This window comes from Paenibacillus sp. OK003 (genome assembly GCF_900109515.1).
Taxonomy (GTDB): Bacteria; Bacillota; Bacilli; order Paenibacillales; family Paenibacillaceae; genus Paenibacillus; species Paenibacillus marchantiae.
Genome location: NZ_FOBD01000032.1, coordinates 25,538 through 40,553, shown reverse-complemented (window position 1 = coordinate 40,553; position 15,016 = coordinate 25,538). Strand labels below are relative to the sequence as shown.

11 protein-coding genes are annotated in these 15,016 nt (G+C 50.9%); 8 read left to right on the top strand and 3 right to left on the bottom strand.

Going from position 1 to position 15,016, the window contains the following annotated elements; genetic code table 11:
* Positions 1-387: 387 nt before the first annotated feature.
* The 3 genes from BMW94_RS31205 to BMW94_RS29375 all read right to left on the bottom strand — a co-directional run bounded on the left by BMW94_RS31205 (position 388) and on the right by BMW94_RS29375 (position 4,887).
* Positions 388-1,224 carry a methyl-accepting chemotaxis protein gene (locus BMW94_RS31205; RefSeq protein WP_076287553.1) on the bottom strand — a complete coding sequence of 279 codons (837 nt, stop codon included), beginning with the start codon at positions 1,222-1,224 and terminating at the stop codon, positions 388-390.
* A 319-nt stretch (positions 1,225-1,543) separates the two neighbouring features.
* Positions 1,544-2,545 (bottom strand): GTP 3',8-cyclase MoaA, encoded by a 1,002-nt coding sequence (gene moaA, locus BMW94_RS29380; RefSeq protein ID WP_091002151.1) that lies wholly within the window; start codon positions 2,543-2,545, stop codon positions 1,544-1,546.
* Between the two features lie 119 nt (positions 2,546-2,664).
* The gene (locus BMW94_RS29375) at positions 2,665-4,887 is read right to left on the bottom strand and encodes a methyl-accepting chemotaxis protein (RefSeq protein ID WP_091002150.1); all 2,223 of its coding nucleotides are present in this window, start codon (positions 4,885-4,887) and stop codon (positions 2,665-2,667) included.
* 543 nt (positions 4,888-5,430) lie between these two features.
* Between BMW94_RS29375 and BMW94_RS29370 the strand changes: the two genes are divergently transcribed.
* The 8 genes from BMW94_RS29370 (at position 5,431) to BMW94_RS29335 (ending at position 14,534) form a co-directional block, all read left to right on the top strand.
* Complete coding sequence (locus tag BMW94_RS29370; RefSeq protein ID WP_254790414.1) at positions 5,431-6,246, top strand: ABC transporter ATP-binding protein; 816 nt, start codon at positions 5,431-5,433, stop codon at positions 6,244-6,246.
* Positions 6,215-7,039 (top strand): ABC transporter permease, encoded by an 825-nt coding sequence (locus BMW94_RS29365; RefSeq protein ID WP_368086961.1) that lies wholly within the window; start codon positions 6,215-6,217, stop codon positions 7,037-7,039. The genes BMW94_RS29370 and BMW94_RS29365 overlap by 32 nt, the downstream gene beginning before the upstream one ends.
* Entirely contained in the window at positions 7,036-7,986 is a 951-nt protein-coding gene (locus tag BMW94_RS29360) for an ABC transporter permease (protein WP_254790413.1), read from the top strand. Before BMW94_RS29365 ends, BMW94_RS29360 begins: the two co-directional genes overlap by 4 nt.
* A 101-nt stretch (positions 7,987-8,087) precedes the next feature.
* The gene (locus BMW94_RS29355) at positions 8,088-9,164 is read left to right on the top strand and encodes an ABC transporter substrate-binding protein (RefSeq protein ID WP_091002147.1); all 1,077 of its coding nucleotides are present in this window, start codon (positions 8,088-8,090) and stop codon (positions 9,162-9,164) included.
* An 88-nt stretch (positions 9,165-9,252) separates the two neighbouring features.
* Positions 9,253-10,626, top strand: coding sequence for an aspartate aminotransferase family protein (locus BMW94_RS29350; RefSeq protein ID WP_091002146.1), 1,374 nt, complete (start codon positions 9,253-9,255; stop codon positions 10,624-10,626).
* Positions 10,627-10,704: 78 nt separating this feature from the next.
* Positions 10,705-11,970, top strand: a complete 1,266-nt coding sequence (locus tag BMW94_RS29345; protein ID WP_091002145.1) for a M20 family metallo-hydrolase — start codon at positions 10,705-10,707, stop codon at positions 11,968-11,970.
* Positions 11,971-12,141: 171 nt separating this feature from the next.
* Positions 12,142-13,023, top strand: coding sequence for a nitrilase-related carbon-nitrogen hydrolase (locus tag BMW94_RS29340; protein WP_175480884.1), 882 nt, complete (start codon positions 12,142-12,144; stop codon positions 13,021-13,023).
* A 140-nt stretch (positions 13,024-13,163) separates the two neighbouring features.
* Positions 13,164-14,534 (top strand): NAD(P)-dependent oxidoreductase, encoded by a 1,371-nt coding sequence (locus BMW94_RS29335; RefSeq protein WP_254790412.1) that lies wholly within the window; start codon positions 13,164-13,166, stop codon positions 14,532-14,534.
* Positions 14,535-15,016 lie beyond the last annotated feature (482 nt).

Sequence of the window (15,016 nt, the reverse complement as noted above, 5' to 3'; positions counted from 1 at the left end):
ACCGTCGCTCGCATATGGACTCCCGCGCTTAGGGCTTCGGGGAAAAGCAGCTTTTTGTGATGGGCTTGACAAAAACGTTCATAGCAACGAACCTATCACACCTTAAAAGCCAGATCATCAACGGTTGCGAAATTTAACGAACCTCCGTAACGCTATTTCGTCATAACAGGTTGTCAAAACTTAAAAAATCAAGTGAATCGACGAAATAACGTCTCTGTGATTCGTTAGATCTTAGATCTTGGCCAATGGGAGCGAATAGCGTGTGTCAGGTTCATTAAAACAAAATAACACTAAAAGAGGATGTCCCCCGTCATATTCATGACTTATGGGACACCCTCATGGTCGTATGCTGGCCTTATACTTAATGCGCCAAATGAGTATTCTATCTTATTCTGCCTTCAATAGCATGGATTCAATAAAAGCTTTGAGATCCTGGGATGCGTTGTTCAGTTGATCAATCACCTCGCTGAACTCGGTGACGAGTTCGGCCTGCTGGTTGCTGGATTGGGCGATGGATGTAATCTCCTGTTCCATCTGACGAATGGAATGCTGTACTTCCTTCAAGGAGCGTTCAATGTTCACTGTGGCTTCTTTGGTTCCGGTGGATAATTTGCGTACTTCGGTAGCAACAACGCCAAAGCCAGCGCCTGCTTCTCCTGCTCGAGCTGCCTCAATGGCAGCATTCAGACCCAGCAGGTTCGTCTGCTCCGAAATTTCACGAATGAATGAAGCGACCTTGGTGACTTCACTGGAATTTTGCACCGCCATCCGTGTGTTGTCCAAAATCTGTGAAGATGAAGCGGTCAGTTGCTGGGATTGAGCCGCTACGGTCTGAACCATATCGGTTAACTTACCGCTGATTTCCCCGATCAATTCGGTGAAGTGCCCCAGTTTTTCCTCGTTTTTGAGCGAAAATCCAATGGCCAATGCGCCTACGATCTGGCCTGCTTCATCGCGAAGCGGGGTAGCCGCAGAGTTAATGGGAGTCCCGTAATGATGCGCTTCAATACGATTGGCTGAAGTCTCACCATGGATAAGTGCCCGGCGTAGTGTAGGATCTTCGAGTGAGATCGGATCTCCGGCCTTGATACCCAAATCAAGATCTTCGCTCCGTACGTAATACCGGAACTGCTCCATATCGGTAACAGCAATCATCAAATCATTTTCCTTGAGCATGATTTTAAAATACGGGCTTGCTGCAACAAGTGCTTCAACAATATTCAATTGGATCAACTCCTATATATGTGTGCGTATGATCGTGATGTATTGTATATTCATCGTCAGAATTGCGTGATTCTTGAAGGCCTAAAGAGGACAAATGGCAGATTAATTTTATTTTCCGATGACAGAACAACCTTCCGATCGCTGTTATCCCCAGATTTTTTCTGATCCCAAAAAGCTGCTGAAGACAGAACGTCCTCAGCAGCTTTTTGTACAACAATGATTGTTACAATCATGAAGTAAATCGAAATTTTATATTCTTTATATCTGCCTGCTCTGATGCATTTAAACGATGAGCAGGTACCCGCAAGATCACGCTTGCCTATCCGCCAATCTGGGACATGCGTCGTACCGTCGGTGTATGACTTTGCATTTTCTGCTCCAGGGCAAGCGCCATTTCATGATTCTTCGGTTTGGTGCCAAGCGCTTTGAGGAAGAGAGCTGCCATAGCATCGGGATCATCTACGAAGCGGCGAACGTTGTATTCATCCGACCAGTACAGACAAGCTTTGATGTGCCCATCTGCTGTCAGGCGGAGACGGTTGCAGTTGTCACAGAAGTGATCACTGACCGGATGGATCAATCCGAAGGTCCCTTGTGAACCGGCAATCTTCATGTTTCGAGATGGGCCATTTCCTGCCGGACCTGCCGTATTTTCTACCGTCCAGCCAGCCTCCGCACATACATCCGTGACTGCTTCCAGCGGCAAATACGATTTGCGCCATGAATCTGAAGCCTGCCCAATCGGCATATATTCAATGAAGCGCACATGCAGTGGCTGATCTATGGTCATGGCAATGAAATCCTTAATCTCATCATCATTGATGCCCTTCATTAAGACGACATTCAGCTTGATCGGAGCAAGTCCAACTGCCGTGGCGGCTTCAATGCCTTTCAGCACCTTGTTTACATCGCCTCCGCGAGTAATCATGGAGAAACGGCTCGCCTGCAGCGAATCCAGACTGATGTTAATCCGGTTCAGTCCGGCGTCCTTCAGGGCCTGAGCCTGTTTGTCCAGCAACAATGCATTGGTAGTTAACGCAATATCTTCAATCCCGTCAATGGCCGAGATCATACTTACGAGTTGATGCAGATCTTTCCGTACCAGAGGCTCGCCTCCGGTCAGACGGACTTTGCGCATTCCCATTGGAGCCAACACTTTGAGCACCTGGGCAATTTCCTCGTAGCTCATAATTTGGTCATGCGGGGCAAATTCCATGCCTTCTTCAGGCATACAGTACACACAACGTAAATTACAGCGGTCCGTAACAGAAATACGGATATAGTCATGTATTCTGCCAAAAGAATCCTGGAGCATTTCCATGCAGACCACCCTTTCATTGATTCAGATTGGAAAGCTTCTATATGAAATGAACCGACAATGTCTAAACGAACAGTTGCATCAAATTTTAGCTATTTCTCCAATCCGCGTCAATGATGACGTCAGTTAATTACGTTTTTATCGGGATGGGTCAGTTGGAATTGTCCCACAAGCTGCTGCAAGAAGACCGTGATGGCTTCGACATTGTGCGATGAATGCTGAACGTGCAGCATGTCGTTAATAAGCTCGACCATCTCGGCTTCCACCTCCGAAGACGTGGAACGATTTTTGTGGCTGATGGCAGCGATATTCTCCATCAATACCACGACCTGATCTACAACCTGTGTTCTTTGGGGTTCTTCAGCCGTCGCACTTTGCAGTAACTGCGAAGCAGCCTGAACAAGCATGGTGCCTTCAGCCAGCACCTGATCGCCTTCCTTGATGGATTGCGAGGCTGCTCCTGCCGCTACAGAGATATTATCCAGAATCTGATGAATATCTTCCGTGGAGGAACGGGATAATTCGGCAAGTTTGCGGATCTCACCAGCAACGACGGCAAATCCACGTCCATGTTCGCCAACATGAGCTGCTTCAATGGAAGCATTCAGTGCGAGCAGATTAGTCTGTGCCGAAATTTCATCAATGACAGCAAGTGCGCGGTAGATGTCCTGCATGGTCGCCATAAAGGATAAAATCGTATGGTTAGTGTCGGACACGGCTCCCGAGATCTGGGTCATTTTGTCTCCGATACGCTCCACTTCCTGACGGGCAACGTCAATCTGCTCGGTGGCAGACACTTCAAGCTGCTGAAGGGTGAGGCGCATTTCGTCGGCGGCTACTTTGGCCTGATCCAGGTCCTCAAGCTGCTTGCGTATCCCCTGAATCATGGAGCCAAGTTTGAGATTTACACGTTCGGTTGTTCCCTGTGTAGTTTCCGTTGACGTCCGCATTTGGTGCTGGTTGTTCATCACATCCACGGTGGCAAGCTGTACTTTGAGCATAATTCCTTCCAGAGAGTCAATCATATTGTTGATCCATTTCGCCAGTTCACCTGATTCATCCTGGGCAAAAGCCGACGTATCCAGACGCTGGGTCAGATCGCCCTTGCCTTCTGCGTTAATTCGAATAAATCGGCTAATGCGGCGCAAATCCTCATGGACCCGTTGAACATGTTTCCGTTGCAGCTGGTTTGCGGTCAGAAATCCATAGATGATATTAAAGGCAGCGATGGCTGCTGCGCTCCATGCACTTCCAGTCAGCGCATATACAATTGCCGCTCCTGCAATGCCTGACAACAGGATGTATAAGCTGTGCTGCTTGAATTGGCGCCAGCCAATGCTGCGTATACGATATACTTCCTCCAGATCGCCTTCACACATCATGCCCCACAGATCCGGACAGTGGGGAAGCTGGAATGTGATGCCTTTACCAATAACTGAAATATGACGATAGTCCGAATAACCCGGAAAAGCCACAAACAGATTGGAGCCATTGCGAATGGTATTCGCTACACCAGGATGAAGTTCGTTGGTGGAAGGATCGGTAAACATCAGTTCCAATTCGGTATGTTCTTTAACAGATACAACGCCCCATGCGGTGGTTACGCCGTCTTTCAGATTCTCCCCATGGGTGAATGTATGATCCTCGAAGCGGCTGCGGGACAGGGCAGTCCCGGGTTGAAGCGTGGGCCGCAGTTTTGATTCAGCCATAAAAAGATAATTATCCCCCGAATCAGGGTAGATGTGGCCTGATTCACGCTGGATCAGATCGCCCAATACATCATTAGGCACACGACTGCACAGGGAACCGATGTAACGGCCGTTTTCCATGATCGGTACGATAAACGTCAAGGTTACATCATCGTGAAACGTGGAAGAACGTGGTCCAATTTCTAGTGTGAGCGGATCAGAATAAGGTCCAAACAGGCACTTTTGTCCGTTGATATCCGCTTGGGTATATCTCAGTCCTGGCCCGATCAAAGCATTTCCATCTTCGTAGACTTGTCCAATATGTTTCTTATATGTAGAAAATACAACCTGGTTTTGCTCGTTCAGCATAAAAAGCTCAGTACTATCCGTAGCGCGTGCATAACTTGCTGTGAACCATACCTCCAATCCGTGTACATCTTCCGTACCTTGCAACATACCTTGCGGATGAACAGCTCGTACCTGCTGAAGCAATCGATCCAGATGATTCCACTGCTCCTCAGCCCAATCCATCAAAAGCTGCCGCCGGGTCTCGGCGATGCCCTCAAAGATTTCCTCTACGTCTTGCTTCATATTTGCATTCAACCGATACGACCGCCACAGCGGCCACCCTTTTCTCCATCCCAGCCAATCAAACATACGGACCACCCCGATTTCTGATTTTGAAAATCCTTTGCGAGACTGTTCGGAAACGCGATTATCCAGCCACTATGGGTGGTGGAAGGGAATCAATGACACCGCCTTCATGATCCCAGAACCAGACACCGTATCGGGGCGAGATTTCACGTCCTTCTATATGAGCATTTTGCAAAATGCTGTTATCAATGTTTATACAAGAAAATCAACAAGAATACGAGGGTATATGTCATATTTTCCGAATATTTATTCAATAAATACAAATGATTATGCGCCTTTATTGAATATGACAAGAGTTTTGCGGGAGTGAAGCAGATGTAAGATAACATACACGAAAATTAACATGCTTAGGACTGAGAATCGGTATCATTTTACACTGTGTAACATGAACAGGCCCATACTCAAAACAGTCTGTATAATGTAATCCCCGCCCAAAGATATATAGTATTACCTAACAAGCAAAACCTGTTACGTTCGTGTATATAAACCTTCCATTCAGCCTTGGTGTGAAAAGATTGCGAGCTTCCCGCGAAAAGGAGAATGCCCATGTCCTCTATCATCGTCCCCGACACCTGCCATATTGAGCTGGATCACGTGTCCGTTGTATTTGGCAGTGGAGCACAACAAGTTACGGCTCTGTCCGACGTTTCATTTCAAATCCATTCGAATGAATTTGTCTCTCTGCTTGGCCCCTCGGGTTGTGGAAAGTCCACATTGCTGCGACTCGTAGCCGATTTGCTCCAGCCAACGACAGGCAGCATCCGGGTTGCCGGGGAAGAACCGGAGCGGGCGCGGTTGCAGCGCCAGTTCGGTATTGTGTTCCAAACTCCAGCGTTATTCGATTGGCGCACGGTACGCCACAATGTGGAGCTTCCCCTGGAGCTGCTCGGCACAAGCCGGAAGGAGAGCCGCCGCATGAGTGGTGAACTGCTTGAAATGGTCGGGCTGACCCGCTTCGCTGATCATTATCCGTGGCAGCTCAGTGGAGGCATGCAGCAGCGTGTTTCCATTGCACGTGCACTCGCGCTTGATCCGCCATTGCTGCTTATGGATGAACCTTTCTCCGCACTGGATGAATTCACGAAGGAGAAGCTGCAACTGGAACTGCTTGATATTAAGCGATCTACAGGCAAGACATTCCTGTTCGTTACACACAGTATCCCCGAGGCCGTATTTCTATCTGACCGCATCATCGTCCTCTCCGCACACCCCGGTCAGGTGCACTCCATTCATTCCGTCAACCTGCCAGCCAAGCGGGATCGAGAGCTGAGGGAAACCGAAGCCTTTTACCGCATGATGACTACCATCCGCAATTGTTTCTATGAGGAGCGTGATCCAATCCATGTTCCTGCACACCAATAAGCTGGGTTTTCGCTCCTGGGTAGTGATCTGGATTTTGTCCGTATTGCTGCTGTGGGAAGGTATCGCCTGGATTCTCCACTTGTTCATGTCACCCCAGCAGGCAGCGTCCCGTCTTCCTTATCTGCACGAGGTTCTCGCAGCCCTGTTTCGTTACTCAGGCACATTGGCTGAACAGGGGGCCGTAACGTTTGGGAATGCAGCAATTGGTTTTGCCGGTGGAACCGTGTTGGGTCTGCTGCTGGCCCTGCTCATGAGTGTGGCGGTTTGGGTAGAGCGTACCTTATCTCCGTATGTCATCTCTTCCCAGATGGTGCCCGTAATCGGTCTTGCGCCCATTGTCTATGGCATTATCCATAATGCCGAGTGGGCCCGAATTATAATGGCGGCTTACGTTACGTTCTTCCCGATTATCATCCACACACTCAAAGGATTAAAAAGTGCAGCGCCGGAGCATCTGGAGCTTATGCGTTCCTGTGGAGCTTCCCTGCCTGCACGTTATATCAAATGTCTGCTGCCTTCTGCGCTACCGGGTCTGTTTTCGGGTATGAAAATAGCTGCTCCACTTGCAGTCACTTCCTCCATTGTGGTGGAGCTGATGGGAGCCCCGGATGGACTTGGTGTACTGATGGTCAGTTCCTTATATTACGGGAGTGCCCAAGTCGGCATGTTCTGGGCAACCATCATGCTCAGCATTGGCATTGGACTTATCTCGTATCTTGCCATCAGCCTTGCTGAGCGCTGGCTAACCCCATGGCAACCCGAATTCAGGGCCAAGGGAGGGCGAGCTGCATGATGCATGAACGTGTGATGGTAAGCCGCAAAGGTGAGGAGGGTGCGACGGTCGCTGTCTCTGGCACGGCCTCCATGGGGGAATCTATCGTGGATTCGGTTAGGGTGCCGACTGCTTCAGGCTTGGATATCCATGGACAACAGGGACAAGCCGGACAGAGACGGCTGGGCAGCAGCGTTCGCAAAAGATCAATTGGCCTGCGTCTGCTGCCCTGGCTTGCCGGAGCCTTATTTCTCACCCTGTGGCAGCTTCGGTTGTTCCATCAATTATTCTCGCTTGAAAGTTACCAATTGCCTGTGCCAACTGCGATTGCAGCGTCCATCAGAGAAAATGCAGAAATGCTCTTCCGATACGCGATGTATAGTGGAACCGAGATGTTGGGTGGCTTTCTGCTCGGCTCCTTGTTGGGAGCCTTGGCGGCTGCGGGTGCATCCTTCTTCCCGACGAGTGGCAGGGCGGCGGTTGCCGTGATGTCAGCTCTGAACGCCGTTCCGATTGTTGCGCTGGCCCCGATTATGAACAACTGGTTTGGAGATGGTATCTGGTCCCGTATTGCTGTCGTGGCTGTAATTACGATGGCTGCCATGGCTGTGAGTTTATTCAAGGGATTGACCTCGATTCAGCCACAATACAGTGATCTGATGGGTGGTCTTGCCGCCAGCAGGATGCAGGTTTTTGTGAAGCTGCGCTGGCCTCATGCACTGCCTTCCCTCTTCGCAGGTCTGAAAATTAATATGTCGACCAGCATTATTGGCGCCATTGTGGGTGAATTTTTCATCGCTTCCCAAGGGCTGGGATACTTGCTCTCGGATCAGATCCGACTGGCCAACATGCCACTTGCCTGGTCCTGTATTGTGATCGCCGCCGTGCTCGGCATTGTGTTGTATGAAGCCGTCGTTCTGGCCGAGAAACGGCTGACCCCGTGGAATCGTGCACATACAGATTCGTAAAGCTCATCAAGGTGCCAACCTTCCACAGATCGATTGACTCGTGAAGCAGGCTTCACAGTACCTGATGAAGATCCTTATATAAACAGGGGGTTGTTCTGTATATGTACAAAACGTTAAAACCGGGTTTTCTGGTGTTGGTACTGTTGGTCGTTGCGATGTTGGGCGCATGCTCCGCAAAATCAGAGCCGTCCGCCATCCCTGCTGCTGCCAGCTCGGAGGGTGCGGGAGGGGCAGATCAGGCCTTAACCAAAGTGAAAATTCAGCTCAAATGGGTACCGCAGGCTCAGTTTGCCGGGATATACGCCGCCAAGGAGAAAGGTTTGTTTGCAGATGAAGGAATTGATGCCGAGATCATTCCGGGTGGCCCGGATATCGTGATTGAACAGCAGGTGGTCAACGGCGCAGCCGATGTGGGCATTACCGGGGTGGACAGTTTGCTGGTCAGCCGGGATAACGGTCTTCCGCTGGTCTCCCTCGCCCAGATTTCGCAGAAGAGCAGTTATCGATTGATTGCCAAGAAGTCCGCAGGGATTACCGATCCAGCCCAGATGAAAGGCAAGAAAGTGAGCACATGGTTTGGTAGCCAGCAGTTTCAGGTTCTCGCTTTTATGGAGAAGAACGGCCTTGATCCCAAGAAGGATATTGAACTGGTGAAGCAGGGCTTCACGATGGATCAGTTCTTCAACGATCAGGTGGATGTTGCCACGGCGACGATTTATAACGAATATCACGTGGTACTGGAAAGTGGGACGAAGGAGTCCGATCTGGATGTATTCAACATTGAGGATGCCGGGGTAGGCATGCTGGAGGATACGCTGATCGCGAAGAAGGATTGGGTGGACAGTAATAAAGAGCTCGCGGTGAAAGTGACCCGTGCCGTTCTGAAAGGCTGGAACTACGCTATCGACAATCAGAATGAAACGGTGGATATCGTGATGAAGAACGTAACGGACGGCAGCACGACCCGCGAACATCAGGTGACCATGCTCGAAGAGATTGCGAAGCTGATTCGCCCGGAGGGATTTACGGAGAAACAAGTGGGCAGTTTCGTGGATGAATCGTTTACCCGGACTGCGGATATAGCCCTGAAGTATGGCCTGATCAAGAAAGCCGCTAATCTGGACGAAGCACTGGAGAAAAGCATCTATGAAGAAGCCGTGAAGGATGTGACGAACTAAATAAGCGTGGAGCGTTCGGAATAGGGTACTGCAATCGAAGTGTTCAATTATAAAGTCTATAGGTTCAGCTTGGAGAGGAGGATGACGAATGAACTCAGTGGATCAGCAACCCCAGCCGTTTGGTGGTACGAAGGAAGAGTGGCTGGAGAAGGATCGCAAATATGTGTGGCATCACATCTCGCCTCATAACGATCATCCGATGATTGCCGTAAGCGGGGAGGGCAGCTGGATCACGGATCAGGATGGCACACGGTATCTGGATGCGATGTCGGGACTGTGGTGTGTGAACGTCGGGCATGGACGCGAGGAAATTGCCCAGAGTGCCTATGAGCAGATGAAAGCTCTCGCGTACGTACCCATGACCCAGAGTCATGAGCCGGCGATTCTGCTGGCAGAGAAGCTGAACGACTGGCTGGAGGGGGAATATCGCATTTTCTTCTCCAATTCAGGTTCGGATGCCAATGAAGTGGCGTTCAAAATAGCCCGTCAGTTTCATCACCAGAATGGTGAGCCCACCCGTCACAAATTCATCTCCCGTCACCGCGCCTATCACGGCAACTCCATGGGCGCACTGGGCGCCACGGGGCAAGCCGCCCGCAAAATCAAATACGAGCCGCTGGGCGTAGGCTTCACTCATGTACCGCCTCCTTATTGCTACCGTTGTCCATTTGGACGAAACAAGGATGGATGCGGATTGGAATGCGCCACCATCTATGAAGAGGTTATTCGCTGGGAAGGGCCGGAGACGGTAGCTGCGGTCATTATGGAACCGGTCATTACAGGGGGCGGCATGATTGTCCCGCCTCCGGATTACATGCGCACCGTGCAGGAGATTTGTCAGCGCTATGGCGTGCTGTTGATTGTGGATGAGGTCATCTGCGGGTTTGGCCGCTCTGGGCAAAAATTCGGTCATCAGAATTACGGGGTGCAGCCCGATATCGTCACGATGGCAAAGGGCATGACGAGTGCGTACGCTCCACTATCGGCGACAGCCGTTCGAGCAGATCTGTATGACACGTTCAGAGAACCCGGACCCGATTCACATTTTCGTCATGTGAATACGTTCGGGGGCAACCCAGTCTCCTGCCGCGTGGCACTGACCAACCTCGAAATTCTGGAACGAGAGAATCTGGTCAGCCGTGCTGATGAACTTGGATACCTGCTTCGGGATAAGCTGGAGCCCTTGCTGGAGCTGTCGGTGGTTGGTGATATCCGCACATTTGGCTTCGCCTGCGGGGTGGAGCTGATTGAAGCCGATGGCTCGCCTGCTCATGCGGATAAGGTCATGAACGTGCTGGCAAGCTGCAAAAAGGACGGCATCCTGATTGGCAAGAACGGCGATACGGTGCCGGGATTTGCGAATATTTTGACCATTTCACCGCCGTTTGTCACCACCGAGGAAGAATTGGACCTGATCGCTGGCAGTTTGCTGGCTGCACTACGCAGTCTGGATGCTGGATAGTGATGAAGGAGACGCGCTAATCTAGTGAGATCTTCATTTATATCGTGCTTTTGAATAGGCGTAAGGAGGCGAGGGAGGATGCAGACCACCACTGGAAAAATCATTAATCAGCTGCGTCTGGATGATCGAATTGAACAGTTGTCCCGTATTGGCCGAATTGTGGAGACGGGTGTCTGTCGACTAGCCTTAACCCCGGAAGACATGGAGGGCATTATCCAGGTTCGTCTCTGGATGGAAGAGGCCGGACTTGTGACTCGCCTTGATCCGTTTGGCAATCTGATTGGTCGCCTTGAAGGTACAGATTCGTCCTTGCCGATCCTCATGATCGGTTCGCATATCGATTCCCAGCCGTATGGCGGTCGGTATGATGGGGCCATCGGCGTCCTTGGTGCGCTGGAAGCTGTTCAGTGTCTGATGGAACAAGGCATTCGCCCACGGATGCCGATTGAAGTCATTGCTTTTTGTGATGAAGAGGGATCGCGTTTCAACAAAGGATTATTTGGCTCACGTGGCATAACCGGACAGCTGGAAGAGGGAGAATTGGAACGGGAGGACAAAAATGGGGTGACTCGACGAGAGGCATTGCAGGCCTTTGGCTGTGCACCAGAACAATTTGCTGAAGCGATCTATCCGGCTGGCTCTATTGGCAGTTATCTGGAGCTGCATATTGAGCAAGGACCTGTGCTCGAATCGCTGGACGCTCCGGTAGGTCTGGTGACTGGCATCTCGGGCCCGCTGTGGCTCACGGTGACCATGAAAGGCATGGCAGGGCATGCCGGGTCCGTACCGATGGGGATGCGGCATGATGCGCTGGTGGGCAGCGCCAAGGTCATTGCGGCTTTTGACGATATGGTCAGAGAAGATCCGGAAGCTCCGACAGTAGGGACCGTGGGGAGCCTCAGTGTCTTCCCGGACTCACGCAACATCATTCCTGAGCAGGTCAGCTTTACGGTTGATTTGCGAGATATGGAGATGGAGCGCAGAAATCGGCTTGAAGGAAGGTTAATGAGCCTCTTGGAAGACGTTAGCTCGGAATACGGCCTGACCTACTCCTTGACCGAAGATACCAACAGCGAGCCGCGATATTGTGCAGAACGAATCAAGAATGCCATTCGCTCTTCTGCCGAAGAAATCGGCCTGCCTTTACCAGAGCTGATGAGTGGTCCGTTCCATGATGCACTTGCCCTTTCTTACGTGTGTGACTATGGCATGATCTTTGTTCGCAGCAAGGATGGAATTAGCCACCATCCAAGTGAGTATTCTTCGCCCGAGGACATTGCTCTCGGTACAGAAGTGCTGTACCGCACGATCAGGCAGATGTGCAGCCCGGAAACCGGTGAGTAACGAGGGGAACATACCAGGAGGGAGGACGATGGAAGTTCATTTCGTTGGTAACCATCCGATTGATATTTCAAATCCAATCATATTCGGTGGGGTTTTACAGTCATATAAGATGATGGTGATTTTCATATAAACGGACAGCGGACAGTTTCTTAGAGGAGGCGATGTGACATTATGGGCAAAATCAGCATCGGAATGATTCAGGCTTCACACGAGGTGGATGGCTCGGCATCAGTTGAAGTGCATAAGGAGGCCGCCATTCAGAAACACATTGCGCTGGTACGTGAAGCGGCTGCTCGGGGAGCGCAGATTATTGGCTTGCAGGAAGTGTTCTACGGGCCTTACTTCTGCACGGAGCAGAGCCCCAAGTGGTATGCATCTGCCGAGCAGGTGCCGGAAGGACCGACAACCAGGCGTTTTCAGGGGCTCGCGAAGGAGCTCGGCGTGGTGATCATTTTGCCTGTATACGAGGTGGAAGGCATCGCTTCGTATTACAATACGGCTGCTGTTATTGATGCGGACGGCTCCTACCTAGGGAAATACCGCAAACATCATATTCCGCATGTGGAAGCGGGCGAAGGCACGAATGGGTTCTGGGAAAAATATTATTTCAGACCTGGCAACCTGGGGTACCCGGTATTTGATACAGCCTACGCCAGAGTGGGTGTGTACATCTGTTATGATCGTCATTTTCCGGAAGGAGCAAGGCTGCTCGGGCTGGCGGGTGCGGAGATTGTATTCAACCCTTCCGCAACGGTAGCCGGAACATCGGAATATTTGTGGAAGCTGGAGCAGCCTGCCCATGCGGTAGCTAACGGCTATTATGTGGCTGCCATCAACCGCGTGGGCGTGGAATCGCCATGGAATATGGGTGAATTTTATGGTCAGTCGTATCTGGTGGACCCGCGAGGCAGGATGGTGGCCATGGGCAGCAGGGATCAGGATGAGGTCATCATTGGCGAGATGGATACGGAGTTGATTCGGGAAGTGCGCAATGTATGGCAATTTTACCGGGATCGACGGCCTGAGACCTACGAACATCTCGTTAACTTGTAGCTATGATCTGAGATAAAAAATCTGGGGATAAAAGCGGTTGATCGGAAGTTAGTTCTGCCATGCAGTCCTGTGTGAATCAATCGTTAACTTTTATTCGGCGGCGAAAGAAAAAACAGAGATCAACCTTGGAGGTGTAAGACATGATGAACAGCCCAGGAGCAACGTTGTCCGATTACGGATGGGAGAGTCGTTTTGCTGAAATGAAGCCTGCAATGTCGGGCAAGGAGGCGATGGAGGAATCGAACCGCTGTCTGTACTGTTATGATGCACCCTGTATCAAGGCGTGTCCAACCGACATTAATATTCCTTCGTTTATCAAAAAAATCTCGACGGGTCACCTCAAAGGTTCGGCTCGGACCATTATGGAAGCCAACCCGGTAGGTGCTAGCTGTGCAAGGGTTTGCCCGACAGAGGAACTGTGTGAAGGCGCTTGTGTACTGAACGAGTCATCCAAGCCGATTCGGATCGGTGATTTGCAGCGATATGCAACAGACTGGGCACGGACGAAGAATGAGCCGTTATTCAAGGCAGCGCCTGCCAATGGAAGAAGTGTTGCAGTTGTAGGGGCGGGGCCTGCGGGATTGTCTGCGGCTAGAGAGTTGGGGCGTGCAGGGTATGAGGTGACAATTTATGAAGCCAAATCGAAAGGTGGAGGGCTGAATACGTATGGCATCGTATCCTTCCGTCTGCCTGAATCAGTTGCGCTATGGGAAGTAGAGCAGGTGGAGGCACTTGGTGTACAGATTCGTTATGGTGTGCGTATTGGGGTGGATGTGTCCGCTGAAGAGTTATTGGAGCAGCACGAGGCCGTTATTTTAGCCTGCGGGATGGGCGCTGTTCCGATGCTTGGCATTGAAGGAGAGACGCTGGAGGGCGTCTATGATGCCATTGAGCTGGTGGAATCCACGAAGCAGGGTGTGCCTCCGGCGCTGAACGGTCTGAAGGTTGCCATTATTGGTGCAGGCAATACGGCGGTGGATGCAGCGACCTGTTCGGTACGTCTGGGGGCCGAGCGTGTGCAGATGCTTTATCGACGCGGGGAGAGCCAGATGACAGCTTATGCCTTTGAATATACATTTGCGAAGCAGGAAGGTGTGGAATTTCGCTGGTTCACCATGCCGAAGCGCATTATTGGAGACGAGAATGGGCGAGTCCAGGCGATAGAATGTGTGAAAATGAAGCTGGTTACTCCACCGGGAGGTGGTCGAGCGCTGCCTGTGCCGGTTGAGGGATCGGAGTTCATGCTTGAATGTGATACCGTTGTTCGAGCCATTGGACAGAACCGTTCGCTGCCATTAATTGAGGCATTTGGCCTGCGTCATCACTGGGGCGTTGTTGAGGTGGAACCACAGACGTACCGCACCTCACACCCGCAGATCTATGCGGCAGGCGATGTTATCTTCGGACAGGGGCAGGGCGAAGCGATGGTGGTCTCCGCAGCTCAACAAGGCAAGCTGGCGGCTGCATCGGTGATGAAGGCGTTGCCCGGACAGGCGGAAGAGACGGCTTGAGCAGCGAGGGAGACAAGGGAAAGTGGAGATTGCACGGAAAGCGTGCAATGAAAGGGTGCAAGGAGAGAGTACGGGTGGGAGAGCGCAAGGGGACAGCGGGAGTGACAGTGGAATAAAGCTAAGCAAGAGGTGTGGGTGTGCATCAAATTCTCGTGTTTCTGACGCGCTGACGAACTCCACACATCTTATAGTGGCGATGATGAAGGATTGAAAAATCTAATGAATCTCACACGTCCTATTTTGATAAAAAACCGTTGGAATAAAGCCGAAATGAGTTATTACAGCAATATAAGACTTCTACGATTCCTTAGATTTTGAATTCACCACATATGAGTCAAATAAGAGGTCTGCGGTTCGTTAGAATTTAGGTGCTATCCAGAAACACCATTACTACGCAGAATTCCTGAGCAATACGTGAGATTCCAGTCTATCTTGTGAAGTTCAAACAAACACCATTGTGAGTTCAAACCACACCAAGGAGG

Excerpts from the sequence above, each read along its gene's own strand:
- moaA (WP_091002151.1), bottom strand. The coding sequence starts at position 2,545 with ATGGAAATGCTCCAGGATTCTTTTGGCAGAATACATGACTATATCCGT.
- BMW94_RS29375 (WP_091002150.1), bottom strand. The coding sequence starts at position 4,887 with ATGTTTGATTGGCTGGGATGGAGAAAAGGGTGGCCGCTGTGGCGGTCG.
- BMW94_RS29370 (WP_254790414.1), top strand. The coding sequence starts at position 5,431 with ATGTCCTCTATCATCGTCCCCGACACCTGCCATATTGAGCTGGATCAC.
- BMW94_RS29360 (WP_254790413.1), top strand. The coding sequence starts at position 7,036 with ATGATGCATGAACGTGTGATGGTAAGCCGCAAAGGTGAGGAGGGTGCG.
- BMW94_RS29355 (WP_091002147.1), top strand. The coding sequence starts at position 8,088 with ATGTACAAAACGTTAAAACCGGGTTTTCTGGTGTTGGTACTGTTGGTC.
- BMW94_RS29350 (WP_091002146.1), top strand. The coding sequence starts at position 9,253 with ATGAACTCAGTGGATCAGCAACCCCAGCCGTTTGGTGGTACGAAGGAA.
- BMW94_RS29345 (WP_091002145.1), top strand. The coding sequence starts at position 10,705 with ATGCAGACCACCACTGGAAAAATCATTAATCAGCTGCGTCTGGATGAT.
- BMW94_RS29340 (WP_175480884.1), top strand. The coding sequence starts at position 12,142 with ATGGGCAAAATCAGCATCGGAATGATTCAGGCTTCACACGAGGTGGAT.
- BMW94_RS29335 (WP_254790412.1), top strand. The coding sequence starts at position 13,164 with ATGATGAACAGCCCAGGAGCAACGTTGTCCGATTACGGATGGGAGAGT.